At 67.1% G+C, this 25,935-nt stretch carries 27 protein-coding genes; 12 read left to right on the top strand and 15 right to left on the bottom strand.

Annotation, left to right across the window (positions count from 1 at the left end; genetic code table 11):
* Window positions 1-53: 53 nt before the first annotated feature.
* Entirely contained in the window at window positions 54-884 is an 831-nt protein-coding gene (locus ACGFNP_RS57385) for a GNAT family N-acetyltransferase (protein WP_393333099.1), read from the top strand.
* A gap of 28 nt (window positions 885-912) precedes the next feature.
* Window positions 913-1,752 (top strand): LLM class flavin-dependent oxidoreductase, encoded by an 840-nt coding sequence (locus tag ACGFNP_RS57380; RefSeq protein ID WP_393333096.1) that lies wholly within the window; start codon window positions 913-915, stop codon window positions 1,750-1,752.
* A 6-nt stretch (window positions 1,753-1,758) separates the two neighbouring features.
* Here the strand turns inward: ACGFNP_RS57380 and ACGFNP_RS57375 are convergent, their stop codons facing one another.
* A complete protein-coding gene (locus ACGFNP_RS57375) occupies window positions 1,759-2,625 on the bottom strand; it encodes a hypothetical protein (RefSeq protein ID WP_393333093.1) in 867 nt (288 codons plus the stop codon).
* A gap of 116 nt (window positions 2,626-2,741) precedes the next feature.
* Here ACGFNP_RS57375 and ACGFNP_RS57370 point away from each other — a divergent pair, with 116 nt between their 5' ends.
* Entirely contained in the window at window positions 2,742-3,479 is a 738-nt protein-coding gene (locus ACGFNP_RS57370) for a hypothetical protein (protein ID WP_393333090.1), read from the top strand.
* An 8-nt stretch (window positions 3,480-3,487) separates the two neighbouring features.
* Here ACGFNP_RS57370 and ACGFNP_RS57365 read toward each other — a convergent pair whose 3' ends face one another.
* Window positions 3,488-4,966 (bottom strand): ATP-binding protein, encoded by a 1,479-nt coding sequence (locus tag ACGFNP_RS57365; RefSeq protein ID WP_393333087.1) that lies wholly within the window; start codon window positions 4,964-4,966, stop codon window positions 3,488-3,490.
* Window positions 4,967-5,116: 150 nt separating this feature from the next.
* On the opposite strand from ACGFNP_RS57365, the gene ACGFNP_RS57360 reads away from it, so the two are divergent.
* Together ACGFNP_RS57360 and ACGFNP_RS57355 are read left to right on the top strand one after the other, a co-directional pair.
* A complete protein-coding gene (locus ACGFNP_RS57360; RefSeq protein WP_393333085.1) occupies window positions 5,117-6,280 on the top strand; it encodes an FAD-dependent oxidoreductase in 1,164 nt (387 codons plus the stop codon).
* Window positions 6,281-6,365: 85 nt separating this feature from the next.
* Window positions 6,366-7,250: a hypothetical protein gene (locus ACGFNP_RS57355; protein ID WP_393333082.1), complete on the top strand. Its 885-nt coding sequence runs from the start codon at window positions 6,366-6,368 to the stop codon at window positions 7,248-7,250.
* A gap of 86 nt (window positions 7,251-7,336) precedes the next feature.
* On the opposite strand, the gene ACGFNP_RS57350 is transcribed toward ACGFNP_RS57355, so the two are convergent.
* The gene (locus ACGFNP_RS57350) at window positions 7,337-8,173 is read right to left on the bottom strand and encodes a DeoR/GlpR family DNA-binding transcription regulator (protein WP_393333079.1); all 837 of its coding nucleotides are present in this window, start codon (window positions 8,171-8,173) and stop codon (window positions 7,337-7,339) included.
* A 293-nt stretch (window positions 8,174-8,466) separates the two neighbouring features.
* Here ACGFNP_RS57350 and ACGFNP_RS57345 point away from each other — a divergent pair, with 293 nt between their 5' ends.
* The 5 genes from ACGFNP_RS57345 to ACGFNP_RS57325 all read left to right on the top strand — a co-directional run bounded on the left by ACGFNP_RS57345 (window position 8,467) and on the right by ACGFNP_RS57325 (window position 13,740).
* Window positions 8,467-9,771: a sugar ABC transporter substrate-binding protein gene (locus tag ACGFNP_RS57345; RefSeq protein WP_358335593.1), complete on the top strand. Its 1,305-nt coding sequence runs from the start codon at window positions 8,467-8,469 to the stop codon at window positions 9,769-9,771.
* Window positions 9,772-9,832: 61 nt separating this feature from the next.
* A complete protein-coding gene (locus ACGFNP_RS57340; RefSeq protein WP_393333075.1) occupies window positions 9,833-10,789 on the top strand; it encodes a carbohydrate ABC transporter permease in 957 nt (318 codons plus the stop codon).
* A gap of 6 nt (window positions 10,790-10,795) precedes the next feature.
* Complete coding sequence (locus ACGFNP_RS57335) at window positions 10,796-11,638, top strand: carbohydrate ABC transporter permease (RefSeq protein ID WP_358335587.1); 843 nt, start codon at window positions 10,796-10,798, stop codon at window positions 11,636-11,638.
* A gap of 49 nt (window positions 11,639-11,687) precedes the next feature.
* Window positions 11,688-12,548, top strand: coding sequence for a ketose-bisphosphate aldolase (locus ACGFNP_RS57330; RefSeq protein ID WP_358335585.1), 861 nt, complete (start codon window positions 11,688-11,690; stop codon window positions 12,546-12,548).
* A 1-nt stretch (window position 12,549) separates the two neighbouring features.
* Window positions 12,550-13,740 carry an ADP-dependent glucokinase/phosphofructokinase gene (locus ACGFNP_RS57325; RefSeq protein WP_393333070.1) on the top strand — a complete coding sequence of 397 codons (1,191 nt, stop codon included), beginning with the start codon at window positions 12,550-12,552 and terminating at the stop codon, window positions 13,738-13,740.
* A 30-nt stretch (window positions 13,741-13,770) separates the two neighbouring features.
* Here the strand turns inward: ACGFNP_RS57325 and ACGFNP_RS57320 are convergent, their stop codons facing one another.
* Complete coding sequence (locus ACGFNP_RS57320) at window positions 13,771-14,934, bottom strand: acyl-CoA dehydrogenase family protein (RefSeq protein ID WP_358329846.1); 1,164 nt, start codon at window positions 14,932-14,934, stop codon at window positions 13,771-13,773.
* Between the two features lie 125 nt (window positions 14,935-15,059).
* On the opposite strand from ACGFNP_RS57320, the gene ACGFNP_RS57315 reads away from it, so the two are divergent.
* A complete protein-coding gene (locus ACGFNP_RS57315; protein ID WP_358329849.1) occupies window positions 15,060-16,373 on the top strand; it encodes a UDP-glucose/GDP-mannose dehydrogenase family protein in 1,314 nt (437 codons plus the stop codon).
* A gap of 116 nt (window positions 16,374-16,489) precedes the next feature.
* Here the strand turns inward: ACGFNP_RS57315 and purE are convergent, their stop codons facing one another.
* Genes purE through ACGFNP_RS57300 form a run of 3 tightly spaced genes read right to left on the bottom strand, consistent with a single transcriptional unit; the run spans window position 16,490 to window position 19,055 of the window.
* Window positions 16,490-16,972, bottom strand: a complete 483-nt coding sequence (gene purE, locus ACGFNP_RS57310; protein ID WP_358330647.1) for a 5-(carboxyamino)imidazole ribonucleotide mutase — start codon at window positions 16,970-16,972, stop codon at window positions 16,490-16,492.
* A 55-nt stretch (window positions 16,973-17,027) separates the two neighbouring features.
* Window positions 17,028-18,176 (bottom strand): 5-(carboxyamino)imidazole ribonucleotide synthase, encoded by a 1,149-nt coding sequence (locus tag ACGFNP_RS57305; protein ID WP_358329852.1) that lies wholly within the window; start codon window positions 18,174-18,176, stop codon window positions 17,028-17,030.
* A 24-nt stretch (window positions 18,177-18,200) separates the two neighbouring features.
* Window positions 18,201-19,055, bottom strand: coding sequence for a hypothetical protein (locus ACGFNP_RS57300; protein ID WP_358329855.1), 855 nt, complete (start codon window positions 19,053-19,055; stop codon window positions 18,201-18,203).
* A gap of 250 nt (window positions 19,056-19,305) precedes the next feature.
* On the opposite strand from ACGFNP_RS57300, the gene ACGFNP_RS57295 reads away from it, so the two are divergent.
* Window positions 19,306-19,782: a GtrA family protein gene (locus ACGFNP_RS57295; RefSeq protein WP_358329858.1), complete on the top strand. Its 477-nt coding sequence runs from the start codon at window positions 19,306-19,308 to the stop codon at window positions 19,780-19,782.
* Here the strand turns inward: ACGFNP_RS57295 and ACGFNP_RS57290 are convergent.
* From ACGFNP_RS57290 to ACGFNP_RS57255, 8 genes are all read right to left on the bottom strand, one after another.
* Window positions 19,766-21,043, bottom strand: coding sequence for an ATP-binding protein (locus ACGFNP_RS57290; protein ID WP_214633457.1), 1,278 nt, complete (start codon window positions 21,041-21,043; stop codon window positions 19,766-19,768). The two genes, ACGFNP_RS57295 and ACGFNP_RS57290, sit on opposite strands and share 17 nt — an antisense overlap.
* Window positions 21,044-21,045: 2 nt before the next feature.
* The gene (locus ACGFNP_RS57285) at window positions 21,046-21,714 is read right to left on the bottom strand and encodes a response regulator transcription factor (protein WP_043620820.1); all 669 of its coding nucleotides are present in this window, start codon (window positions 21,712-21,714) and stop codon (window positions 21,046-21,048) included.
* Window positions 21,715-21,961: 247 nt separating this feature from the next.
* A complete protein-coding gene (gene bfr, locus ACGFNP_RS57280; protein ID WP_214633456.1) occupies window positions 21,962-22,444 on the bottom strand; it encodes a bacterioferritin in 483 nt (160 codons plus the stop codon).
* Window positions 22,445-22,460: 16 nt separating this feature from the next.
* Entirely contained in the window at window positions 22,461-22,637 is a 177-nt protein-coding gene (locus ACGFNP_RS57275; RefSeq protein WP_214633455.1) for a bacterioferritin-associated ferredoxin, read from the bottom strand.
* A 96-nt stretch (window positions 22,638-22,733) separates the two neighbouring features.
* On the bottom strand, window positions 22,734-23,354 hold the full coding sequence (locus ACGFNP_RS57270; RefSeq protein ID WP_393333064.1) for an MBL fold metallo-hydrolase: 621 nt from the start codon (window positions 23,352-23,354) through the stop codon (window positions 22,734-22,736).
* Window positions 23,355-24,440 carry an S-(hydroxymethyl)mycothiol dehydrogenase gene (locus ACGFNP_RS57265; RefSeq protein ID WP_219537375.1) on the bottom strand — a complete coding sequence of 362 codons (1,086 nt, stop codon included), beginning with the start codon at window positions 24,438-24,440 and terminating at the stop codon, window positions 23,355-23,357.
* A gap of 15 nt (window positions 24,441-24,455) precedes the next feature.
* Window positions 24,456-25,421, bottom strand: coding sequence for an adenylate/guanylate cyclase domain-containing protein (locus ACGFNP_RS57260; protein ID WP_358329870.1), 966 nt, complete (start codon window positions 25,419-25,421; stop codon window positions 24,456-24,458).
* Window positions 25,418-25,930 carry a PH domain-containing protein gene (locus ACGFNP_RS57255; RefSeq protein ID WP_358329872.1) on the bottom strand — a complete coding sequence of 171 codons (513 nt, stop codon included), beginning with the start codon at window positions 25,928-25,930 and terminating at the stop codon, window positions 25,418-25,420. Before ACGFNP_RS57255 ends, ACGFNP_RS57260 begins: the two co-directional genes overlap by 4 nt.
* Window positions 25,931-25,935 lie beyond the last annotated feature (5 nt).

Below are 25,935 nucleotides of genomic sequence, written 5' to 3'. Positions count from 1 at the left end.
TACGGCAGTCTCGTAGGGCGGCCCGCTTCGTTCGTCCGCGGAGGCATTTCACGTTGTTCGATCAGTTCCCCGAACCTGCTCGATCCCAGCTGGCCGGCGCCTTCGACGAGGGCAAGACGCGGCCGGAGTGGTGTTTCACCGAAGGCCAGGCCCGGCTCGCGTTCTGGGCGCCCTTCCGCGGCGCGGACCCGGTCATCACCTGGCAGTTCGAGCCCGGCCCCGACCCCGCGCTCGCCGCCGGCCTGCTGCGCCGGGGCCTGTCGGAGATGGGCCTGGACAAGATAATCCACGACATCTCCCTCAAACCCGGCCTCACTCCGGTCGTCGACCGAGCCGTCGAACACCAGGCGCTGCTCGGCGCCGGGTTCGCGATGGAGGTCGAGCGGCTGATGCTCGAATGGCCGGCCGGAAGCGACGTCCCGGTCGATCCGGGCCGGCTGACCTACCGCCCCGCCCGCGGCCTCGACGCCGACTCCGTACTCGAGCTGCTGGTACGCATCTCGGAGGGGTCGCTCGACTACGACACGCAGGTGGAGGTGGCCACGGCCGGCGCCGAGCACGAGGCGCGGTGGATGTACGACGACCTGATCAATCGCAAGGGGAAGCCTGACTGGTTCGTCGTCGGCTATTTGGGCGATTCGCCGGTGGGGCTGGTGGCGCCGGATGATCATTCCATCGCGTACATCGGCGTGGTGCCCGAGCACCGGGGCCACGGCTACGTCAACGATCTGCTGGCCAAGGGCACCGCGACGCTGGCCGAGACGGGGGTGAAACGGATCGTGGCGGCCACGGACGTCGGCAACGCGCCCACGGCGAACGCGTTCCGGCGGGCGGGCTACTCGGAGGTCGGGCGGCTTTTCCGCTATTACTGGAGGGCCGTTTGAGGCTTTTTTAGCGCTATTGGAGGACATCATGAGGCTTGGCGTCATGTTCGACCGCGACCTGCCCCCCGAGCAGTTGGTCCCCTTCGCCAGAGAGCTGGACGGCACGGCGGTGGACGACCTGTGGGTGGTGGAGGACCTGGGCTGGACGGGCGCCATCTCCTCGGCCGCCACGGCCCTGGCGGCCACCTCCCGCCTGCGCGTGGGCCTCGGCATCACCCCCGCTCCCCTGCGCAACCCGATGCTCCTGGCCATGGAGCTGGCCAACCTGGCCCGCCTCCACCCGGGCCGCCTCGCGGCCGGCATCGGCCACGGCGTCCAGGACTGGATGCGCCAGGTAGGCGCCGCGGTCCCGTCGCCGCTGGCACTCCTGGAAGAGACGATCACCTCTGTCCGCGGCCTGCTCCGCGGCGAGACGGTGACGCTGCGCGGGCGCTCCGTACACCTGGACGGCGTTTCCCTGGTCCACCCGCCCGCCGAGCCGCCCCCTGTACTGGCGGGCGTCCTCAACCCCCGCTCCCTCGCCCTGTCAGGCCGGGTGGCTCAGGGCACGATCCTTCCGGAAGGCTTCGCCCCCGAGCGGTTCCCCGAGCTCCTGGGCCATATCGGGGCGCCGGCCGATCATGAAGTGGTGGCGTTCATCCACCTGTACATCGGCGCCGACGCCCGTGAGGCGACCTGGGACATCGCCGTCGAACACGCCAAGTTCCTCAAGGTGCGGCCCGAGGAGGTCGTCATGGCGACGGGCTCGGCCGAGGAGGCCGCCGAGCGGGTGCGGGAGCTGGGGGCGGCGGGGGTGCACACGGTGGCGGTACGCCCGGTCGGCGCGGAACCGCTGCCACATGTGACGAAGCTCTTGGCCGCTTTGTAAGGCTTTCTAGCCGTCACCACCGCCGAACTCCCGCTCCACCTGGCGCGCGATCTCGTCGGTCCTCGGCAGATAGGCGGCGTAGAAGTCCTTGCCACACTCCAGGTCGTCGAGCGCCGCCTTGACCTCCCTGTTCAGGTATTGCCGGGCGGTGGCCACCGGGATACGCGGCTCGTAGTACTGCCCGTCGGGCAGTCCCTTATCGGGAATGTCATCGTTCAGAGCGATCTTCTGCTTCTGGGCCTCGAACTCCTGCATGCCGCGCCGGCTCATGTCCACCGGCCTGAGGGAGGCCACCTGGCCTCCCTTGCCCTTGAGGCAGTCACCCATGGCCGTGGCCAGCTCGACGAGCTTCGGGTCCGCGTTGAGTTCGCGGTCCAGCCTCTGGGCGATCATCTCGTTCTCCTGCTTGGCCCGGTCCTCATCAGACGTGACGACCTTGCCGGTGACCTGCTTGAGCGCGAGCGATCTGCACGCGGTCAGAGCCTTGCCGTAGGCGGTCCGCTGGGCGGGCGACAGCTGGTTCTTGATGGCGAAGTTGGGGCTGTCCGACTCGCGCCAGATGACACGCTTCTCTCCTTCCTCGGGGTAGACGAAGTCGGCGAAGACCCCGAAACCCCGCTGCGAGCGCTCCTTCTTCATCGCCTCGTAGTCGCCCAGATATGCCTTCTCCACATCGTCGGAGACCTTTGCCTCCGGGACCCAGGCCACGTACTTGAAGCCGCGCTGCTTCATGCAGTCCGCCACGAGGGTCTGGATGCGCCGGGGGTCGTCCGCCTTACCGCTGTTCACGACGACCGGGGCCGCCACCGGGGACGATGCGCAGCCCGCGACGAGGCTGAGCCCCACGAGAGCCAGAGTAGATCTCTTGATCATAGCGACAGACAATACACCGTTTAACGGAGTGTTGCCCTTGAAGACGACCGAACGGCGGATGCCCAATCAGTCGAATGGCCGATGGCGACGCACCGGCGCCGGGCCACGATCGCCACATGAGGCGAATCGCGGCAACAACCACGGCCTTAGCGCTGGCGGGACTGATCGGGCTGACCGGCTGCGCGGTGGAACTGGACCCCAAGGAGGTTCACACCGCCCAGTCCTTCCCCTACGCCGGCCCCCAACTGGCCATCAAATCCTCACTGGGCGGCCTCCGCATCATGCCCGGCACCGGCACAACCGTGCAGGTGGAACGCTGGCTCCGCGGCAAGGCGGCCGATGACGGCAACGCATCATGGTCGCTGAGAGACGGCACCCTCCGCCTGAGCGCCAACTGCACCGTGGTCTTCGGCGACTGCGGCGCCCGCTACCACATCAAGGTCCCAGCGGGGATCCGCCTCGCGGTCGACGGCGGGGACGACGGCATCATCCTCCAGAACCTCACCCAGGACGTGGACGTCTCGAACGGCGGCTCCATCAAGGCGTACGACACCTCCGGCAAGCTCCGCCTCCTGAGCGACGACGCCACCATCACCGGCGAACGCCTCAAATCCCCCACCGTCCGCGTCCGCTCCAACACCGGAGCCATCAACCTGTCCTTCGCCCTCCCCCCATCGACCCTGGACCTCCTGTCCAAGGACGGCGGGGTGACGGCGACCGTGCCCGCCGGCGCCTACCGGGTCACGGCGCAGAGCAAGGACGGAGCCGAACGATCGGAGATCAAGAGCACGGAGAGCGACCGGACCATCGTGGCGAAGAGCAACACCGGGGATGTGCGGATCCTCGCCAGGTAGACAACGGGTCAGGCCTGGTACAGACGCTCCAGCCCGACGAGCATGGTCCGGGAGTCGTCATCGGCGTACGCCGTCAGCTCCTCCGTGAAGCCACATCCCCCGTAACAGGCCAGAACTGTGTCACGGGTGTCATAGCCCTTCTGCTCGAGCAGCAAACGAGCCCTGGCCAGGCGTTCCATGTGATGATGGCTCATTATCTCACCCCATTTGACCTCACCGAGCGACAGGATTCTCCGGGGCTGCCCAGGCTCTTGCGCGGCGAGAACCGCCACGTCGATCTCGATCTGGGTCCGTTTCGCGGAGTCGCCCACCACTCCTGACCCGACCTCAGCCGGAAAACCGGCATACAGCGTTTCCCCCACGTCCAGCGCGAAGTCCCGGCAAAGGGATTCGAAGTGGGGGCCCACCACCTGGGCGAGGAATGTCTGCCGCACGGATCCCCACACATTCTCCGCCCGGTGGATCTCCAGTTCCGGCCAGCGCCGCCGCATGATGGCCTCATAGAACGTGATCAGCGGCTCCACGATGCGATAGCGGGACCGCCCGGACCTGAACAGGTCCGGCTCGCGCGCCACCAGCGCACAATCCTCCAGAACGTTCAGTGGGTGGGTGATCTGATCGGACTTGCGTCCGACGTAATTGGCGATCCCTCCGTTTGTGGTGTTGCCACTGGCGATGGCGGCCAGCACCGAGTGATAAAGAGCGGGGTCGCGGATATCCGATTCCTCCGCCAGCAGGTAACGCGCCTCGCGAAAGAGCGGCGTCTGCGGATTGAGAACCGTCCGGCGGACCCAGTCATCGAAATCCGCCAGGTCTGCCGGTACGTCTCCCTGCGTGAACTCGTATCGGTAAGCCGGCGTCCCGCCCAGAATCGCGTGTACGAGCACGGCCAACCGCGGGTCCGAGATCTCCCAGAACTCTGCGGCGTCCCGATAGCGAAAGGGGTGAATGACGAGTTCGAGCCCCGCTCTTCCGCGCAATGGCGCCTGCCCCGCCAGCAAGCCGCCCATCACGGACATCGCCGAACCACAGAGCACCAATCGCGCCGCACTGTCCCGCCCGCTGCCTCCTGGACCGAGCTCCCGCTGGATGATCGACGGCAGCGCCGGTGAAGTCCTGGACAGGAACGGGAATTCATCGATGACCACCGGCACCGGCCGGTCACGGAAGCTCCGGAACAGGTGAGCGATCGCGTCATTCCAATCCCGAAAGGGCGTATCGGGGATCTCGCGGGTGTGACGCACCAGCGCATCGGCGAACAACCGGAGGGATTCGGCTTCGGTCGCCTCGGTTGCGGCGAAGTACATCCCCCCTGTCGCCTCGGCCAAGGCTTGCAGCAGGAAGCTCTTTCCCTGCCGCCGACGCCCGCTGACCACACCAAGGGCAGCACCGGCCAACGGCGTGGCGCCATCTCCGCGGGACACGAACCGGACGAGCCCTTGCCACTCTCTCTCCCGGCCGAAGACCCGCTCTGGCTTCCCGATCACCGAGTCTCCCCAAACTTACAGAAGTGCACTTCTCGGAAGTGTACTTCTGTATCTCGTACGAATGGCGCAGACATGCGACGTTGAGCATTCGTCGAACATCTTCGTCACGAACGCTATCGTAACGAACATGTTCGTGCTACGTTGACGTCCATGAGCTCGCCCACCATGTCCTCACGTTCCATCGCCATCGTCGGCGCCGGCCTCAGCGGCCTGGTCCTGGCGCGCGTCCTGCAGATGAACGGCATCGAGTCCACCCTGTACGAGGGCGAGGCGTCCGCCGACGCCCGCAGTCAGGGCGGCGTCCTCGACATGCACGAGGAGTCCGGACAGTACGCGCTGCGCGAGGCCGGCCTCTACGAGCAGTTTCGCCGGCTCACCCAACCACAGGGCGAGACGATGCGCGTCCTGGACAAGGCGGGCACGGTCTTCCTTCACCACGAACCCGAGGGCGGCTACGGCGGCCGCCCCGAAATCGACCGGACCGCACTGCGCAACCTGCTCATCGAGTCACTCGACCCCGGCCGCATCGTCTGGAACCACAAGGTCACCACAACACGCACCCTTGATGACGGCCGGCATGAGCTGACCTTCGCCGACGGCGGCCGCACCACCGTGGACCTCCTGGTCGGCGCGGACGGCACCTGGTCCAAGGTGCGTCCCCTGGTCTCGGCGGTCACCCCGCGATACAGCGGAATCTCCTACCTGGAGCTGCATCTGTCCGACGTCGAGGTGCGCCACCCTGACCTGGCCGCGCTCGTGGGCCCTGGCAGCATGTTCGCCCTGTCCGACAACAAGGCCCTGATGGGCCACGGCGGCACCGACATCCACCTGGGGGCATCGCTACGGGTTCCCCAGGACTGGGCCGCCACCCGCGGCGTCGACTGGACCGACACGCTCGCCGCCCGTGAGGCCCTGCTCAAGGAGTTCGCCGACTGGAGCCCCGATCTGACGGACCTCATCCGCAAATGTGATGACGCGATCATCCCGCGACTTATCTATGCCCTGCCGACTGGCCACTCCTGGCCCCGCGTCCCCGGTGTGACCCTTGTCGGCGACGCCGCGCATGTGATGTCGCCGTTCGCCGGTGAGGGAGCCAACCTCGCCCTGCTCGACGGAGCCGAGCTGGCGCTGGCGATCGTCGCGCACGAGGACGACGTGGAGACCGCGCTGGCCCAGTACGAGACGGCCATGTTCCCCCGTGCCGCGGCCGCGGCCGAGATGTCCGCCCGGGGGCTGGACATGTGCTTCGCCCCGGACTCCCCACGCGCCGTGGTCGACTTCTTCTCCGGCGCCGGCGTACCCGTGGAGCACTGAGTCGGTCTGGTTTGACATGATCGCGTCGCCAGCGATAGGTGCGTCGCTGGTGTCGTCGAAAATCTCCGTGCCTGCCTTATGCGCTGTGGCGATCCTGATGCCGCTGGCTCCCGCCGTCATCGTGCCCAAGACCGCGAACCTCGTCATCGGTGCGGTCGTCGCCGCGCTGCTGGTGGTGCCCGTCGTGCTGCTGCGCCACCGACGGTGGGCGTCGCGGCTGGGCGCCGCGCTGCTGGCTCTGCTGGCCGTGGCCGCCACCATGCCGCCGATCACCGGGCTCGGCGAGCCGAGCGAGGAGGAGATCCAGCGTTATCTCGTGATGCGGAACGCCAGTGGCGGACCGGCCGACATCAACGTCGAGGCGCTGCGGTTCCTGCCCTGGGACGACAACGACCTGCTGCTGCTCGCCGTCGCCTGCCTTTCCGCGGCGGCGCTGCTGGTGGCGCTCGGCCGGGCCGTTCACCCGGAGTGGCGGCGTGAGCTTCTTCCGCTGCGCTGGCGGTGGCCGCTGGTCATGTGGGGCGTCGCCCTGGTGCTGGTGAGCATTCCTCAGGCGATGCTCCTGGCGTCCCTCGCCGACGGGACGACCGAGTACTCGATCATGATCATGGACGGCGGTTGTTTCGGCGCCATGGAGGAGATCCTGTTCGGGCATGCGACAGCCGTTCTGATCCTGATCCCGCAGCCGATCGTGGTCACCGTGGGCTTCGGGCTGTGGGCGCTGCTGGCCCGTACCGGACACCTGCCGCTGGGCCGGGTGGTGGGCTGGCTGACGGTGGTGCCTCTGGTGGTCAGGGACATGGAGATGAACTGGCTGCCCGCGCTCGGGTGCGCGGAGTCCTCAGAAGAGGCGGCCAATCCAGTCACCCTCATGTGGGTGCTTTACACACTCCTACCCGTCGTCCTGATCGTGCTGGCGGTACGGGTGCGCCGAGCCTTTGCGCCAGAGGCCTCCGACGCGCCGGCGTGATCGCCTGGCCGTTCTCCTGTCACGGGGGACGGCCAGTGATGTTGGGGATCACACGCGAGTCATCCGGTCATTTCCGGTCGGCCGGACTACTGCAGATCTTGGGCGCCGTCGAGGGTCTCCGGCGCGATCAGCTCTACCTCGTTCTCCTTCAGCGCGTCCAAAAGATCAGACGGCGGGGTGGAGTCCGTGACGAAGTAGTCGGCGGCCCCGAGCTCGGACACCTGGGCGAAGAGCCGGCGGCCGAACTTGGACGAGTCAGCCAGGATCGCCACGCGCCCCGCCCGGGAGATCATCTCTCTCATCATCGCCGCCTCGGCGAGGTTGCTCGTCGTGAACCCGGCGGCAGCCGAAACGGCGCCGACCCCGATCAGCGCCAGATCGCAGCTGATGTCCAGGTCGCTTCCGTCGGACCCCCGGAAGCTGACGGGGCCGACGGTGGCCAGCGTGAGCGTGCGGACCGCGCCGCCGAAGAGGTACACGTCGCGGACGGCTGAGGGCGGTAGCGCCGGGGGTACGAGCAGGCTGTTCGTCACCACCGTCAGGTCCCGGTGGTTGCGCAGGTTACGGGCCACGGCAAGAGTGGTCGTACCGCCGTTGATCATGACGATTGATCCATCGTCCACCAGCGACGCGGCAAGTGTGGCGATCTTCTCCTTCTCGCGTTCTTCCATCTTGAGGCGCACGTCCACCGCCCGGTCGACCCGGGAAATGGTCGACTGGCTGACCGCTCCGCCATAGGTGCGGACCAGGACGCCGTCGGCGCTGAGCTGGTCCAGGTCCCGCCGGATCGTGTCGATGGAGACGCCGAAGCGCTCTGCTAGTGCGGTGACCGTGACCTGCCCGGCCTCGGCGACGTATGCCGCCAGTTGGGCTTTGCGACCTGCAGGTAGACGCCGCTGCCGGTCCTCTTCGTCAAGGGTCACTGACCCTCCCATCTCTGCGGTAGTTGCGCCACGGATCAGCGCAACAGAGGAGTGATACGGCCTAGAACTGCAGACTACCGCATACTTCTGCTTCTTTCCGGCAAGATTCCGCTCTCCCTGAGGAATCCGGCATCGGGAGCTCCCACTCCAGCCAGCATCTTCTGACTGGATGCCGAACTGTGCGGTTTCTAGCAGGGTTTTGCATTACTAGCCCTTGTGATGTGGCGTCATGCGTTGTTAATGTGGCGGAAACCAGCAAAGAGCGGTAACACCTGTACAGCAAGGAGGTCGCGATGACCGGAGGCAGCACCCGGTTGCAGGGCCGGACGAGGCGACTACTCGGGGTGATGGCGGTGGCAGTGCTCAGCGCCACCGCCGTGGGGTGTGGCTCTGGCGGATCAAGCGCGGGAACGAGCGCGGACGGCACCGTCACGCTGGAGTTCGCGCAGTGGTGGGCGCCGGAGCTGCCGGCGGGATCGTTCGACAAGCTCATGACGGAATTCACGGCGCAAAACCCGAAGATCAAGGTCAAACTGCTGAGTGCGCCGTACGCGTCCACGAAGCAGCAGCTGGTCTCCGGAGCGGCGTCGAGGACGCTGCCCGATGTCGTGGGCCTCGACGGCGCATGGGTGAGCGACTTCGCCAAGCAGGGTGCCATCGCCGACCTGTCCGAGCTCATGTCAGCCGCGAAGTACGACTCGAGCCAGCTCGCGAGTCAGATCCAGATCAAGGGGAAGACCTACATGATCCCCGTGGTGAACTTCGTCTATCCCCTGTTCGTCAACAAGGATCTGCTCTCGAAGGCTGGGGTCAAGAAGCCTCCGAGCACGCGCACGGAGTTCTTGGACGCGGCCAAGAAGATCAGCGCGCTCGGCGGCAACGTCAAGGGCTGGGCCCTGCCACTCGACTCCGCCGTTCCCAACGGCGTCCAGAATGACGTGATGTCATGGCTGTGGGCATCGGGCGGCAGCATGCTCACCAAGGACGGGAAGCCCGACCTCACCAACCCCGGCGTCAAGAGCACCGTGGACTACGTCAAGAGCCTGAACGACGCGGGCGTCATCGCGCCCGGATATCTCACCATGAAGGAGCAGGACAAGGTCGAGAAGTTCTCCACCGGTCAGGTCGGCATGATGATCGACTCCTTGGCGCACATCACGCTGATCAAGAAGAACGATCCGAAGCTGGACTTCACGGTGGTGCCGATCCCGGCCGAGGACACCTACACCGGCAAGCGCGGCATCCCGTACGCGTCCTGGGGCATCGGCGTCGCCGAGTCCTCGGAGCACAAGGCCGAGGCGTTCAAGCTGGTGCAGTTCTTGATGGACAAGCAGGCGAACTCTGAGCTGAGCACGCTGGCGAACGGCTTCCCCGGCAACAAGACGGCCGAACCCGACTTCAGCAAGAGTGACCCGCTGTTCAAGACCGCCTTCGACATCTACAAGGCCGGATATCCCGCCAACCAGTTCGTGGGATTGCCGAAGTCCGAAGACCTGATGCGCAGCTTCGATGAGCAGCTGCAGCTCGCGCTCACCGGCAAGCAGAGCGTCGACGACGCCCTCAACAAGGCACAACAGGCCTGGACGCCGGTGCTCTGACCTTCCGTACTTCGTGGGCCGCGCCGACCGTGCGGCGCGGCCCCGAACCAAGGAGACATCGATGGAAACCGCGAAACTCGATCCCGCGGCCTCCCCGGGAACCGCAAAATCGGCACCCTCTGCGGACCGAAGGAGAAGGACGCGGCCTTTCCCCGTACAGCGGGTCGTCCCGTTCGGCTATCTCTCGCCGACGCTGATATTGATCTTTGTGCTGATGATCATCCCCATCGCGATGGTGGTCAGCTATTCGTTCAAGGACAATGTGATCGTCGAGCAGAATCCGGTCTTCACCGGCCTCGCCAACTACACCACGGTGCTCACCGATCCGGACTTCCTGGCAGCGCTGAAGAACACGTTCATCTTCATCTCCCTGAGCACTCTCGCGCACCTCGGCCTCGGGCTGGTCTTCGCGACGATGCTCAACTCGCCGTTGCTGGGCGGAGTGACGAAAGCCATCTTCCGCATCGTCTACATCCTGCCCTGGCTGTTCACGGTCGCGGTGATCGCGGTCATCTGGCGGCTCATGCTGGACCCGTCCGGGGTGGTCAACTACGTCCTGACCGCGATCGGCGTGATACGCGGGGAAGTGAGCTGGCTCTCCGACCCGAACATGGCGCTCTGGGCGCTGACATTCATCAACATCTGGGCCGGCTTCCCCTTCTTCATGATCAGTATCCTCGCCGGGTTGCAGGGAATCTCGCCCGTTCTGTACGAGGCGGCCGCCGTGGACGGCGCAACCCCTTTCCGCCAGTTTCGCAATGTGACGCTTCCGCAGCTGAAACCGGTGCTCCTCAGCATGGCCGTGCTCGATCTCATCTGGACCTCTCAGCAGTTCGCCCTCATCTGGATGACCACCGGTGGTGGCCCGCTGAATGTCACCGAGATGCTCAGCACGTACACCTACAAGCAAGCCTTCAGCAGTTACGAGTTCGCCACCGCGTCCGCCGCCGCTGTCATAGTCCTGCTGCTCACGATGATTCTGGCCTTCTTCTACGTTCGCCTGCAAAAGGAGAGGTGATCACCCGTGCTCACCCGCAAAAGGCGGCGCCTCGGCGCGAAGATCGCCGTGCTCGCAGGCTTGTGCGTCGGCGCGGCCTTCGCCGGCCTTCCGGTCGTGTGGATGCTGTCGACGTCGTTCAAGACGAATGGGGAGGTCTTCCAGGTTCCGCCGCGGCTGTTCACCGAGCATTTCTCGTTCGACGCCTACGCGAAGATCCTGGGCGACGCGGCCCAGTTGAGGTTTTTCATCAACAGTTACATCGTCGCGCTGTCGGTGACCGTACTGACATTGTTCGTGGCGATCCTCGCGGCGTATGGATTCAGCCGCTACAACTTCCCGCTGAAACGATCCATCAACGCCGTGATCGTCACCGTTCAGGCTGTGCCGCCAATCACACTCGTCATTCCCTACTTCGGTCTCGTGGTGGGGCTCGGCCTGTATAATACTTATGCGGGGTTGATTCTCACGCACATGGTGTTCACCTTGCCCTACGCGATCATCATGATGACCGCGTACTTCAACACCCTGCCCCGGGAATTGGATGAATCCGTCAAGGTGGACGGGGCGTCGAGCTGGACGGCTCTCTGGCGGATCCTGGTGCCCATTTCGGTTCCCGGACTGGTCGCCGTCGGCGTCTACACTTTCATGATCTCTTGGAACGAATACCTGTTCGCGCTGACCCTCACTCGTACCGACGACATGCGAACCGTGCCCATCGGCATCCAACTCCTGATGGGCCAGCATTCCTACGAGTGGAATCAGATGATGGCCATGAGCATCCTGGGGTCCATCCCGGTGCTCGTGTTGTTCCTCCTCTTCCAGCGGCGATTCATTGGCGGCCTCACCTCCGGTGCGGTCAAGGCCTGACACCTCACCCCCCAGCGATAATTTTCTACCCAGAAGGAGAAATACAGTAATGCTGACGACCGGCAAGGTGCTCCTGGCCGTGGCGAACGAAAAATACTTCGCCGTACCCGCCTTCAATATCAGCGACTACGCCATGTTCAACGGCATCGTGGACATCAGCGAAGAGAAGAACGCACCGCTCATCATCGGGATCCACCCCGACGAGGTGCGGCACCTCGGACCGGACGTGATCGTCGCGATGGCCCAGCGAGCCCACCGCTCGTCCGTACCGATCGCGATTCACTGGGACCACGGCGCGACCTACGAGGAAATGCTGACCGCGATCAAGATCGGCTTCACCTCGGTGATGATCGATGCCTCGATGAAGTCCTTCGAGGACAACATCGCGCTCTCCAAGAAGGTCACCGAGACCGCGCACGCGGTCGGCCTGTCGGTCGAGGCGGAGCTGGGGACGATCGGCAAGACCGACAACGAGGCCGAAGACGGCAGCGACGCGATCATCTACACCGACCCGGCGGACGCCGTGACCTTCGTGAAGGCAACGGGGGTGGACAGTCTCGCCGTGGCCATCGGCACCTATCACGGCATCTACCCGAAGCACCTGAAGCCGGAGCTCAAGCTCGACCTGCTGAAGGAGATCAAGGATCGGGTCAAGATCCCCCTCGTGCTGCACGGCGGCTCGGGCAACCCTGACGACGAGATCGCGGAGTCGGTCAAGCTCGGCATCAACAAGATCAACATCTCCAGCGACATCAAGCTGGCCTACCACACGAAGATGCGCGAAGTCCTGGCCGATGAGAGCCTGCGCGAGCCGAACTCCATCCAGCCGCCGTGCATCGATGCGATGAAGGTGGTGGCCGCACAGAAGATCGACCTCTTCGAGGCGACCGGCAAGGCATCCCTGTACTGACATGACCAGTCCTGTGGTCCTGGGCTTGGGGGGATGCGTCGACTACGAACTCAAGCTGTCCTCGTCGGTCTTGGAGCAGCTCGTCGGTGAGTATCAGATCCACGATGCCGAGCTGACTTCGTCGGTCACCGTGACCGACGAGCGCGAGCTGGTCATCTCCATTCTCACCTACCTCAGAAAGGGGGGAGGAGGCGAGCACTTCGTCGCCTCCTCCGAATGCCTGAGCGCATTCGCGGGGCGGTTCCCCACCCGGACAACTCTGGGCGGAACCTCCGTTCGAGCGGCGATGGAGATGAGCCGGCTCGGCGTACCCTCCACCCTGCACCTGGTCAGCCTCAACGACATCGTCCGCCGCCTGCTGCCGGCAAGCTGCGACTACATCTGCAGTGGCGACCAGGACACCCTCTATCCGCACCTGATCGTGCAGTACGACCAGGACATGCGGGTTCGGGCAGGTGACATCGACATCCGTGCGCCGTTTCCGAACAGATTGATCTACGTCAACGACCCGGCGAACGAGTCCATGCTGCTGAGTGACGAACTGGGCTCGTTGCTTCAGGACGCACGGGTCTTCCTGATCTCGGGATTCAACGCGGTACGGGACCAGCGGACACTGGACCTGCGTCTGTCCACGCTGCGAAGCCACATGCGACAGCTTCCGGCCGAGGCGGTCGTCTACTACGAGGATGCCGGATTCCACGAGCCGGGCCTCAGTCAACGGGTCCACGACGCGCTTCTGGAAGTCATCGACGTTTACGGACTGAACGAAGACGAGATGCAGTCGCACCTGGGCGACGCCGTCAACCTGCTCTCCGTGACGGAGGTGGCCCGCGCCCTCGAATCGCTGCGGGCTCTCATACCCGTGAAAACCCTGGTCGTGCATACCAAGTACTGGTCGGCGGCATTCGGCGAGAGAGCCGGCGAGTACGCGGAGCCGCTGAACGAGGGCATCCTGATCGCCAGCACCCGCTACTGCCACGGCGACGACTACACGGACCACCACTACGAACGCATGCGGAACCGGCCGAGGCGAACGGAGTCGGTGGAGTTCGCCGCGGCTCTGGAAGCCCACGTGGGCGGGGTCGTCCGTTGCCTGCCCGGCTTCGACCTCGACGTCGCCACGCCCACGACCATCGGGCTCGGCGACGCGTTCGTCGGCGGTTTCCTCGCCGCGGTCTCCCGGAGTTCGTGATCACGATGGTGTGAGGCACCGCCCGGTGGCCTACTTGAGAAGCTGCCGGGCCATCACCATGCGCTGGATCTGGTTGGTGCCTTCGTAGATCTGGGTGATCTTGGCGTCGCGCATCATCCGCTCCACCGGGAAGTCCCGCGTGTACCCGTACCCGCCCAGCAACTGCACCGCATCCGTGGTGATCTCCATCGCCGCGTCCGACGCGGCGCACTTCGCGGCGCTGGACAGGAACGTGAGGTCCTTCTGCGGCTGCCCGTGCATGGCCAGCTCCGACTTGGCCGCCGCGTGGTACGTCAGTTGCCTGGCCGCCTCCAGTTTCATCGCCATGTCCGCGACCATGAACTGCAGCCCCTGGAAGTCCGCGATCGGCCGCCCGAACTGCTTACGCTCCTTGATGTACCCGATGGCGTAGTCCAGCGCTCCCTGGGCGATGCCGAGGGCCTGGGCGGCGATGGTGATGCGGGTGTGGTCGAGGGTCGCCAGGGCGGTCTTGAAGCCGGTGCCCGGGTCGCCGATCATGCGAGAGGCGGGGATGCGGACGTTCTCCAGGATCACCTGCCGGGTGGGCGAGCCCTTGATCCCGAGCTTCCGCTCCTTCGGACCGAAAGAAACGCCTTCGTCGGATTTTTCCACGACAAAAGCGGAGATGCCGCGGGCGCCGGCCGATGGGTCCGTTACCGCCATCAGGGTGTAGTACTCCGACACACCCGCGTTAGTGATCCACATTTTTGTGCCATTGACCACATAATGGTCGCCGTCCAGCACGGCCCGGGTCCGCATGGCCGCGGCGTCCGAGCCGGCCTCACCCTCCGACAGCGCGTACGAGAACATCGCGTCCCCCCGGGCCACCGGAGCCAGATAGCGAGCCTTGAGATCGGCCGACGCCGACAGCAGCAGGGGCACCGTGCCGAGCTTGTTCACCGCAGGGATGAGCGAGGACGACGCGCACGCGCGGGCCACCTCCTCGATCACGATCACCGTGGCCAGCGCGTCGGCCCCGGCGCCCCCGTACTCCTCCGGCACATGAACGGCGTGCAGGTCAGCCGCCACGAGCGCCTTGTAGACGTCCCAGGGGAACTCCTCGGTCTCGTCCGTCTCCGCGGCGCGCGGGGCGATCTTCTCGTCGGCGAGGGCTCGAATCGTCTCCCGGAGCATGTCGTGCTCTTCGGCGGGCGCGTAGAGAGGGAAGTCCATGCGGCAAATACTAGGACGTCCGACCATCTTGCTACTAGTCGGTACAGTTTGCGGAAATGCCCAGGTGGCACAGAACGAGGTAGCGAAGGCCGGTACTATGCCTGGCACTCGAAAGGAGCTCTCTCGTGCCATATCGCCTCACGGTGATCGGGACCGGATACCTGGGCATCACGCATGCGTCCTGCATGGCGGATCTCGGATTCGACGTCCTGGGCCTCGACATAGACGCCGACAAAGTTCGCCGGCTCAACAGCGGTGAGCTCCCGATCCACGAACCGGGGCTCGAACCCGTACTACGCCGCGGACTCGACTCGGGCCGTCTTCGCTTCACCACGTCGTACGAGGAGGCGGCGGCCTTCGGCGACGTGCACTTCGTCTGCGTGGGCACGCCGCAGAAGCGCGGCGAGTACGCCGCCGACGTCTCCTACATGGACAGCGCCATCGAGTCGCTGGCCCCGCACCTCGACCGCGAGTGCCTGGTGGTCGGCAAGTCGACGGTGCCGGTGGGCACCGCGGAACGGCTCGCCGACCTGCTGGCCCGGCTCGCCCCGGCCGGCGTTGAGGTCGAGCTCGCCTGGAACCCCGAGTTCCTGCGCGAGGGCTACGCCGTGGAGGACACGCTCAAGCCGGACCGCATCGTGATCGGCGTGCGTTCCGAGCGGGCGGAGAAGATGCTGCGCGAGGTGTACCAGCCGCTCGGGGACATCCCGATGGTGGTCACCGACTTCGCGACGTCCGAGCTGGTCAAGACGGCCGCCAACGCGTTCCTCGCCACCAAGATCTCCTTCATCAACGCGATGGCCGAGGTCTGCGAGGCCGCCCACGCCGACGTCACACAGCTGTCGAAGGCGCTGTCGTACGACGACCGCATCGGCGGCCGGTTCCTCAACGCCGGGCTCGGGTTCGGCGGCGGCTGCCTGCCCAAGGACATCCGCGCGTTCATGGCGCGTGCGGGCGAGCTGGGGGCCGACCAGGCGCTGACGTTCCTGCGCGAAGTCGACGCGATCAACATGCGGCGCCGCGCCCGCATGGTCGACCTGGCCCGCGAGCTTGCGGGCGGTTCGTTCCACGGCTGTACGGTCGGCGTGCTCGGCGCCGCCTTCAAGCCGAACTCCGACGACATCCGCGACTCCCCCGCACTCGACGTGGCGGCCACCATCGGCGCCCAGGGCGGCCAGGTGACCGTGTACGACCCGATCGCCCTGGGCAACGCCCGAAAGGCCCACCCCGAGCTGCACTACGGCGAGTCGGCGCTTGAGGCCGTCCGAGGGGCACATGTGGTGCTGCTGCTGACGGAATGGCCGGAGTTCGTCGACCTGGACCCGGAGGAGCTCGGCAAGGTGGTCGCGGCCCGCCGCATCGTCGACGGCCGCAACGCCCTGAACACCGAAACCTGGCGCTCCGCGGGCTGGCACTACCGCGCACTCGGCCGCCCCTGAAAAACCCACCTTGGTAGCACGCCGTCAGTCGTCGAGGGCGGGGTCGGGCGCCGGGGTCTGACCCCGGACCCGGCGGCGGGCGCGGCCGGCGAGTTGCCGCGCCGCCGCCGGGGCCACTAGCGGAGCAGGTTGGCCGCTTCGGCGCGCAGGCGTTCGCCCTTGGCGTGCGCCTGCTCCTTCAGCTCACCCTGGAACTCCTCCATGCGCCACCGCAGCTCAGGGTCGGAAACGCCGAGAATGCGGACCGCCAGCAGCCCGGCGTTGCGCGCCCCGCCGACGGCCACGGTGGCCACGGGCACCCCGGCCGGCATCTGGACGATCGACAGCAGCGAGTCCATGCCGTCCAGGTACTTCAGGGGCACCGGCACCCCGATCACCGGCAGCGGTGTCACCGAGGCCAGCATTCCCGGCAGGTGGGCCGCGCCGCCGGCTCCGGCGATGATGACCTTGACGCCGCGGGACGCGGCGGTCCGGCCGTACTCGATCATCTCGGCCGGCATCCGGTGCGCGGAGACCACGTCGGCCTCGAACGGGACGCCGAACTCCGCCACCGCCTCCGCCGCGGCCTTCATCACCGGCCAGTCGGAGTCGCTGCCCATCACGATGCCGATCGTCACGCCGACCCCCCAGCCCACAGCGCGGAAATCAGGACCTTCACGTGTACTCCCCAGTGGTCAGGTAGACGGCGGCGTGCCGGGCGCGGGCGCGTACGGTGTCGAGGTCGTCGCCGACGGCGGTCACGTGGCCGATCTTGCGGCCGGGCCGGACCTCTTTGCCGTAGAAGTGCAGCTTGATGCCGGGATCGTGGGCCATGACGTGTTCGTACCGCTTGAACAGGTCAGGGTCGTCGCCGCCGAGCAGATTGGCCATGACGACGACGGGCGCGCTCATCGACGGCGAGCCGAGCGGCAGGTCGAGCACGGCCCGAAGGTGCTGCTCGAACTGCGACGTACGCGAGCCGTCGATCGTCCAGTGGCCGCTGTTGTGCGGCCGCATGGCCAGCTCGTTGACCACCAGCCCGCCACTCGTCTGGAACATCTCCACGGCCAGCAGCCCGGTCACGCCGAGCTCGTGCGCGATCTGCAGCGCGACACGCTGGGCCTCGGCGGCCTCCTCCGGGTCGAGGCCGGGGGCGGGCGCGAGCACCTCGACACAGATCCCGTCCTGCTGCACGGTCTCCACGACCGGGTAGCTGACGCCCTGGCCGTGGGGCGAGCGCGCGACGAGTACGGCCAGCTCCCGCTCGAACGGCACGAACGCCTCGACCATCAGCGGCACGCCGCTCTCGAGCGCCTCCTCGACCTCCGAAGGGGTCCGGCAGACCCACACCCCGCGGCCGTCGTACCCGCCCCTGATCGCCTTCAGCACGACCGGCCACCCGTGCTCGGCGGCGAACGCCGACACGTCCTCGATGCCGGAGGCGCGGGCCCACGCGGGACACGGCGCGCCGAACGAGGTCAGCCGCTCGCGCATGACGGCCTTGTCCTGGGCGTGCACCAGCGCGTCGGCCCCCGGACGCACCGCGAACCCGTCGGCGGCCAGCGCCCTGATGTGCTCGGTCGGCACGTGCTCGTGGTCGAACGTGATCGCGTGACAGCCCCTGGCGAACTCGCGCAGGTCGGCCAGCTCGCGGTAGTCGCCGAGCCGCGTGTCGACGATGACCCTGGCGGCGCTCTCGTCAGGTGTGTTGGCCAGCACCCGCAACTCGACGCCGAGCGCGATGGCGGACTGCTGCGTCATCCTGGCCAACTGGCCGGCGCCGACCATGCCGACGACCGGCCCGATGGGACTGTTTGCACTCACGGCAGGTGAGCTTACCCAACGCTCTCAGGCGGGTCCGCGTCGCACGCCCACCGTGGTCAGGCCCTTGTCCGCACTGATCACCGTGGCCAGCACGACGATCTCGGCGTTCTTCTTCAGCGGATGTGCGAGAGATGACTTGCCCGCCTTCGGGCGTTGCCGGTAGACGATGCGCAGCGCGTCGAAGGCGAGCATGGTGTCGGCCGACAGGACGAGCGCCATCGTGGGCTGTTCGGGCAGCTCCACGTCGACGTCGAGCCGGTCCGGTCGTACCTGCTCGGGCAGCCCGCCGAGCTCGTCCCGCAGGCCGCGTACCGGGTCCCCTGGCGGGAAGCGCACGCCCGCCACCCCGGCGGGGTCGGTGAGGTAGGTGAGGTGACGCTGAGCGACCACCCGGGCCTGACCGCCCAGCCCGGCATCGGGGGTGATGCTGGTCGGCGTCTCCGGCGCCGCCCCGCGCGCGGGGATGGGTCCCGCGCCGAGCCGCCAGCGCCCGCCCTCGCGCAGGAACACGAAGTACGCGGGCGACGGCTTCCTCGCGAGGGCGGCGAACCAGTCGCCCTCGCCGGGCAGGAAGAAGGTGGGATCGCTGTAGAGGGCTGGGCGGCCGTTCCGGGTCGCCTCACAGGCACGACCGCCCAGCGTCTTCTCCACCCACGTGGTCAGGTCGGCGACGGCGGCGCAGTCTCGCCGCTTCCATGCCTGGTCAAGGCTGCCGACCAGCTTGAACGCCTGTTCGGCCGTAGCCGTGTCGACGCTGTGGGCGGACGCCGGAGCGGAGGTCGGATCCTCGGGTGGCGCCACCGTGGCGACGCCCGCGGTGCCGCAACCGGCCGCCACGACGGACAGGCCGACGAGGAGTACGAGCAGTCGAAGCGGCACAGGAGAACCCCGAGGGTCGTGGCCGTCTGCTGACGGCGGTCCGTCTGAGCCCATCGCCGGCACGCACCGGCGATCTGCCACCGCAGCGTAACGCTCTCTATTCGTAATTGTCGGTCATAACACGATATTTATAGGGTTGTTGATAGGCATGGGATGTCACAGGCTGTGGCCTACCATTGGTCTGACGGCCGGTACGCTGAAGTGGTCATGACCTGATTTGCGCCACGACCGGAAGGGCCGAGTAGCAGACGTGGACTTCGCCAAGCGGCTCTACCAGCGGTTCTCAGCTCTCCTGCATGAGCTGACGAAGTTCGGCACGATCGGCGCCATCGCCTTCGTCATCGACACCGGCATGTACAACGTGTTCCTGCTGGCATTCGACATGGGTCCGTTGACCTCCAAGGTGCTGGCCACGATCATCTCGGCGACGGCCGCCTACCTGGGCAACCGCTTCTGGACCTTCCGGCACCGCGAGCAGACCGGCCTGGGTCGCGAATACTTCCTGTTCTTCCTGCTCAACGGCATCGCCTTGCTGTTCGGGCTGCTGGTGATCGGTTTCACCAAGTACACGCTTCACCTGCACGACGCGCTCAGCCTCAACCTCGCCAACTTCGTGGGCGTCGGCCTCGGCACGCTGTTCCGCTACTGGTCGTACAAGAAGTGGGTGTTCCTGGAGGCCACCGAGCCCATCCCCACGGAGCTGCCAGGGGTCAAGCAGGACCGCTGACCACGCGGGTCCGGTCGTTGTCCTCAGCGTGTCGCAGGAAGATGGCGAACGTCGCCGGACGCCGCCGCACCAGCTCCAGCCGACCGCCGTCGGCGGCGGCCAGCGCCCGGGCCAGGGTCAGCCCCAGGCCGGTGCCTCCGGCTCCGCTGACGTTGCGTTCGAAGACCTTGGGTGCGATGTCGTCGGCGATCCCGGGACCCTCGTCGGACACCTCGGTCACCACATAGTTGTCGCCGCTGGTCGTGGTGACGGTGACGGTGCCGCCGCCATGCCGCAGGGAGTTCTCCAGCAGCGAGGCGATGACCTGGCCGAAGCCACCGGTGGTGGCCAGCGCCCTGAGCCCGCGCGAGCCTTCGAGCAGCAGCGAACGGCCCTCGCCACGGAAGACCGGCTCCCACTCGGTGACCTGCTGGACCAGGACCTCGTCGATCCCGACCGGCTTGGCCTGGGCGTGGCGCTGGCGGCGGGCCGCGGCCAGCAGCTCGTCGATCACGGCGGTGAGCCGCTCGGCCTGCACGATGGCCGCCTCGCCCTCCTCGCGGACGACCTCCGGGTGTTCGCTGGCCGCGACGATCTCCTCCAGGCGCATGGTGAGGCCGGTCAGCGGGGTGCGTAGCTGGTGGGAGGCGTCGGTGGCGAACTCGCGTTCGCGGGTGAGCAGGTCGGAGATGCGGGTGGCGCTGCGGTCGAGCACCTGAGCCACCCGGTCGAGCTCCGGAATGCCGTAACGATGCTTGCTGGGCCGGGCGTCGCCGGAGCCGAGCCGGTCGGCGATCTTCGCCAGGTCCTGCAAGGGCAGCGTCAGACGGCGTGACTGGACGATGGCAAGGCCGACCGCCACCGCCAGAGCCGCGACGGCCAGGGCCACGATCAGCAGCAGGCGTGCTCGCACGTCCTGCTCGACCTGGTCCCTGTCGCGGCTCACCCGGACGTAGATACCGTTCTCGGACTGGGCGTCCTCGGTCATCTGGTGACCGGACGGCGGCGGAACGCCGACGATGGTCGCCTTGGGCTGGGTGGCACGCTCGTAGATCTGGATGTAGCGGTCGGGGTACTTCTGCTTGAGTTGCTGAGGATCGAGAGGTGTGTCCTGGATGCGGGCATACTCGACTTCCCCCACCAGGCGCGTGGCCTCCGCCCTGAGCTCCTGGGCCGCCTCGTCGACGATCAGGCGGCTGACCACGATGCCCAGGGGGACCCCCAGCAGCAGCACCGCGATGACCGCGACGACCAGGGTGGATGTGAGCAGGCGGCGACGCATTCCTACTCGCGTTCGAAGCGGAAGCCGACTCCTCGGACGGTGGTGATGTAGCGAGGCTTCGCCGCGTCGTCGCCGAGCTTGCGGCGCAGCCAGGAAATATGCATGTCGAGTGTCTTGGTGGAACCCCACCAGTTGGTGTCCCACACCTCGCGCATGATCTGCTCGCGGGTGACGACCTTGCCCGCGTCGCGGACCAGCACGCGGAGCAGGTCGAACTCCTTGGTCGTAAGATGCAGCTCTTTCTCTCCCATCCAGGCACGGCGGGAGTCGGCGTCGATGCGGACGCCTTGCACCACCGGTGTCTCTGAGGTGCCCCGGCGCAGCAGCGCCCGCACCCTGGCGAGCAGCTCGGCCAGCCGGAACGGCTTGGTGACGTAGTCGTCGGCGCCGGCGTCGAGGCCGACGACCGTGTCGACTTCGTCGACCCGAGCGGTAAGTATCAGGACCGGAGTGCCGTGCCCTTCGGCGCGGATCCGGCGCGCAACCTCCAGCCCGTCCATTTCTGGCAGGCCGAGGTCAAGAACGATGAGGTCGATGCCACCCGACAGGGCCCTTTCCAGGGCCTGCGGGCCGTCGGGGCTCACCTCAACCTGATAGCCCTCACGGCGCAACGCACGCGCGAGTGGCTCGGAAATCGAGGTGTCATCCTCGGCGAGAAGTACGCAGGTCATGAAGCGATCGTAGGACCTTAGGCGATCGTTTCCCGGTCACAGCGCGCGGTTTGACTCGTCGTTGACCTATCCATTGACCTGGGCAAACTCAGATAAATGTCGGTTGATCCCGCTTAAATTACCGCATTCGCGGGGGACAAAAGCGGTGGCTGATCTTGCTGAATCGCAAAACCTTCTGTGCCGTCCGGCGTGTCGCGGAAAGGCGCGCGCCCGCCGGGAGTACCGGCGGGCGCGTCGAATCCGGGGCTCAGTCCTCGGAGGGCGGCTCGGCGTAGCGGGCGAGATAGAGCTGCTCGCCCAGGCTCCGCATGAGCGCCAACTCGGTCTCCAGATAGTCGATGTGGTGCTCCTCGTCCTCGAGGATGTCCTCGAAGATCCGTGCGGAGGTCACATCGCCCTTCTCCCGCATGAGCTTGATGCCCGGCCGCAGCCGGGCCACGACGGACACCTCCACCTCCAGGTCGGCCCGGAGCTGCTCCTCGACGGTCTGCCCGATGTGCAGCGTGCCAAGGCGCTGGTAGTTGGGCAGCCCTTCGAGGAAGAGGATGCGATCGGTGAGGCGCTCGGCGTGGCGCATCTCGTCGATCGATTCGGCGCGGGTGTGCTCGGCGAGTTTGGTGTAGCCCCAGTTCTGCTGCATCTTGGCGTGCAGGAAGTATTGGTTGATCGCGGTGAGCTCAGCGGTGAGCTGCTCGTTGAGCAGCTCGATGATCTGAATGTCGCCCTGCATGAACGGGCCCCTCGTGCTATGCGGTCGTGAGTTCCTCAGACCTCTTCAGGATCGCACATATCTTTCTGACACAAGTCGCGCAGTCTCCCCCGGCACCCGTGGTGTCGCGGATCTGCTTGGCGCTCCTGGCACCCGCGGCGATGCAGTCGTGGACCTCGTTCTCGGTCACAGCACGACACACACATACGTACATGCGGGGACAAGCCTTTCGCGACGAAGGGAGCCAAGGTTAGGCACACCTAAAGTAGCTCACTTCGGTAAGGCTTGCCTATGTTAGGTCGGACACAGATCACTGTCCCCGGGCGATCCACTCCTCCAGGTGCGGCGCCTCGGCCCCGATCGACGTCGAGTCGCCGTGGCCGGTGTGGACGACCGTCTCGCCGGGCAGGGTCAGCAGCCGCCGGCTGATCGAGTCGATGATCGTGTCGAACGACGAGAAGGACCGCCCGGTCGCGCCGGGGCCGCCCTTGAACAGCGTGTCGCCGCTGAACAGCACGCCGAGGTCGGGCGCGTACAGGCAGACCGCGCCCGGCGCGTGGCCCGGGGTGTGGAGCACCTCCAGCGCGATCCCGCCGACCCCGACCTTCTCGCCGTCGGCCAGCGGTTGGTACGGCAGCGCCTGGCCGTACACCTGGTCCCAGAGGACCTGGTCGGCGGGGTGCAGCCGGATCGGCGCCCCGGTCAGCTCGGCGAGCTCCCCGGCGGCGTTGATGTGGTCGTTGTGCGCGTGCGTGCAGACGATGGCCTTGACCGTACGCTCGCCGACGCGGTCCTTGATGGCCCGCGCGTCGTGCGCCGCGTCGATGACGACCACCTCGCGGGCGTCGCCGACCAGCCAGATGTTGTTGTCGACGTCCCAGGTGCCGCCGTCGAGCGAGAACGTCCCCGAGGTGATGACCCTGTCGATCATCTAGAGGACCACCACCGAGCGCAGCACCTCGCCGCGGTGCATCTTGGCGAACGCCTCCTCGACCCCGTCGAGCCCGATGGTCTCCGACACGAACTTGTCGAGCGGGAGCCGCCCCTGCCGGAACAGGTCGATCAGCATGGGGAAGTCGCGCGAGGGCAGGCAGTCGCCGTACCAGGAGGACTTGAGCGATCCGCCGCGCCCGAACACGTCGAGCAGCGGCAGCTCCAGCTGCATCTCGGGTGTCGGCACGCCCACGAGCACGACGGTGCCGGCCAGGTCACGGGCGTAGAAGGCCTGCTTGTACGTCTCTGGGCGGCCGACGGCCTCGATGACCACGTCGGCGCCGAAGCCACCGGTGAGGTCGCGGATCGCCTCGACGGGGTCGTTCGCCCGCGAGTTGACCGTGTCGGTGGCGCCGAAGCCGCGGGCCCATTCGAGCTTGCGGTCGTCCACGTCCACCGCGATGATCTTCGTGGCGCCGGCGATCGACGCGCCGAGGATCGCGGCGTCACCGACGCCGCCGCAGCCGATGACGGCGACCGAGTCGCCCCTGGTGACGTTGCCCGTGTTGAGCGCGGCGCCGAGCCCGGCCATGACGCCACAGCCGAGCAGCCCGGCCACCTCGGCGGGCGCGTCGGCGGAGACCTTGGTGCACTGCCCCGCGGCCACCAGCGTCTTGCCCAGGAACGCGCCGATGCCCAGCGCGGGCGACAGCTCGGTGCCGTCGGCCAGCGTCATCTTCTGCGTGGCGTTGTGGGTGTTGAAGCAGTACCACGGGCGCCCGCGCAGGCAGGCGCGGCACTGGCCGCACACGGCCCGCCAGTTGAGGATCACGTAGTCGCCGGGCTCGACCCCGGTGACGCCCTCGCCCACCGCCTCGACCACGCCCGCGGCCTCGTGCCCGAGCAGGAACGGGAAGTCGTCGTTGATGCCGCCCTCCCGGTAGTGCAGGTCGGTATGGCAGACCCCGCAGGCCCTGACCGCCACCACCGCCTCGCCCGGTCCCGGGTCGGGGACGATCACCGTCTCGACCGATACTTCCTGGCCCTTACCTCGGGCGATGACACCCTGCACTTCGTACGGCATGGCAGCCATCTTGGGTCAGGAGGATGATCGCCGCAAGGCGTAGGGCTGCACCATCCCGAGTCCCCGGGCCGGGCGGCGCCGGATCCGGCGTAGCTCGAACCCCGGGCCGTCGCCGAGTCCGTCGGCCAGTTCCGCGTCGACGACGATCGTGCCGGGCCGGGCGATGGCGGTGAGCCGGGCGGCCAGGTTGACGGTGGTGCCGTAGACGTCGCCCATGATGGGCAGCACCGGCCCGTAGGCCAGGCCGATGCGCAGGTCGGCCGCCTCCACCAGGTCGAGCGCGATCGCCGCCGCGTCCGCCGGGGTGTGGGCGGTGAACAGCACCTCGTCGCCGAGCGTCTTGACCAGCCGGCCGCCGTGCGCGGCCACCACGTCGGAGGCCCGCGCCTCGAACCCCTCGACCAGCGCGGCCAGCTCCCGCTCGTCGAGCTCGCGGGCCCGCCGGGTGAAGGAGACGAGGTCCGCGAAACCCACCGCGATCGACACGCGGGCGGGGATGTTCTCCTCGTCGAGGTCGGCGACGGACAGCAGCCGGGTGCCCGCGGCGGCCAGCTGGGCCCGCCAGACGTGGATCAGCACCTGCTCGAAGTCGGGCAGCAGCAGCCGGGCCGTGTCGAGCACCCGGGCCAGGTCGTCGTCGGAAGGCCGCTCGCCCGGCGGCAGCATCGCGCCGATCATGATCTCGGCCTGCCACTGGGCCAGCTTGGCCGTGGTCTGGCCGAGCGCGCGGGCCATCCGGATGACGGTCTGCTCGTCGAGCAGGCCGCTGTCGAGCATCCGGCTCACCCGCCGCAGCGCGTCGACATCACCGTCGGAGAACGCGACCGCGTCGTCGGCGAGCGAGGCGAAGCCCAGCGCCCGCCAGATGCGCTCCGCCAGCTCCGGCGAGACGCCCGCCGCCGCTGACACCCCCGACTTGGTGTGGCGGGCGGGCATGCCGACGAGCAGCCGGTCGATCTCCTCAGCGGTGGGTCTGTTCAATGGCCGTCGATATCTCCGTCGGAGGCGTCCTCCAGCAGGCGGAACAGGTCGGTCCTGACGTCCTGGATGTGGGGGATGTCGCGCAGGGCGATCTGCCCCCGATCGCCCGCCGACTCGACGGTGAGCGTGCCGCAGCCGAGGATGCGCTCGAAGAAGGTCTGGTCGGAGCTGACCGTGTTGACCTTGGCCATCGGGATCTCGTCCGTCGACTTGTTCAGCACGCCGGTGCTGATCGTGAAGCGGTGGGTGGTGAGCACGTAGCCGGTGTTCTTCCACTGCAGGTAGGGCACGAACGACCAGATCGTCAGCAGGAGCACGGCGACGACGCCGACGGCGAGCCTGGCGTAGTTGGCGTACTCGAAGGTGCTGGGGATGAGGAAGAGCGCCACGCCCGAGGCGGCGACGATCAGCACGAGCGCGATGAAGGGCACCACGAGCCGCTTCCAGTGCGGGTGGAACGACCTGATGCGCCGTTCACCCTGCGTCAAGTGGTGGTCAGGGAGGGTCATGGGCA

Source organism: Nonomuraea sp. NPDC049269, from assembly GCF_043197155.1.
Taxonomy (GTDB): Bacteria; Actinomycetota; Actinomycetes; order Streptosporangiales; family Streptosporangiaceae; genus Nonomuraea.
Note: the sequence above shows the minus strand (reverse complement) of the source record. Positions and strands in the feature narration are given on the sequence as shown.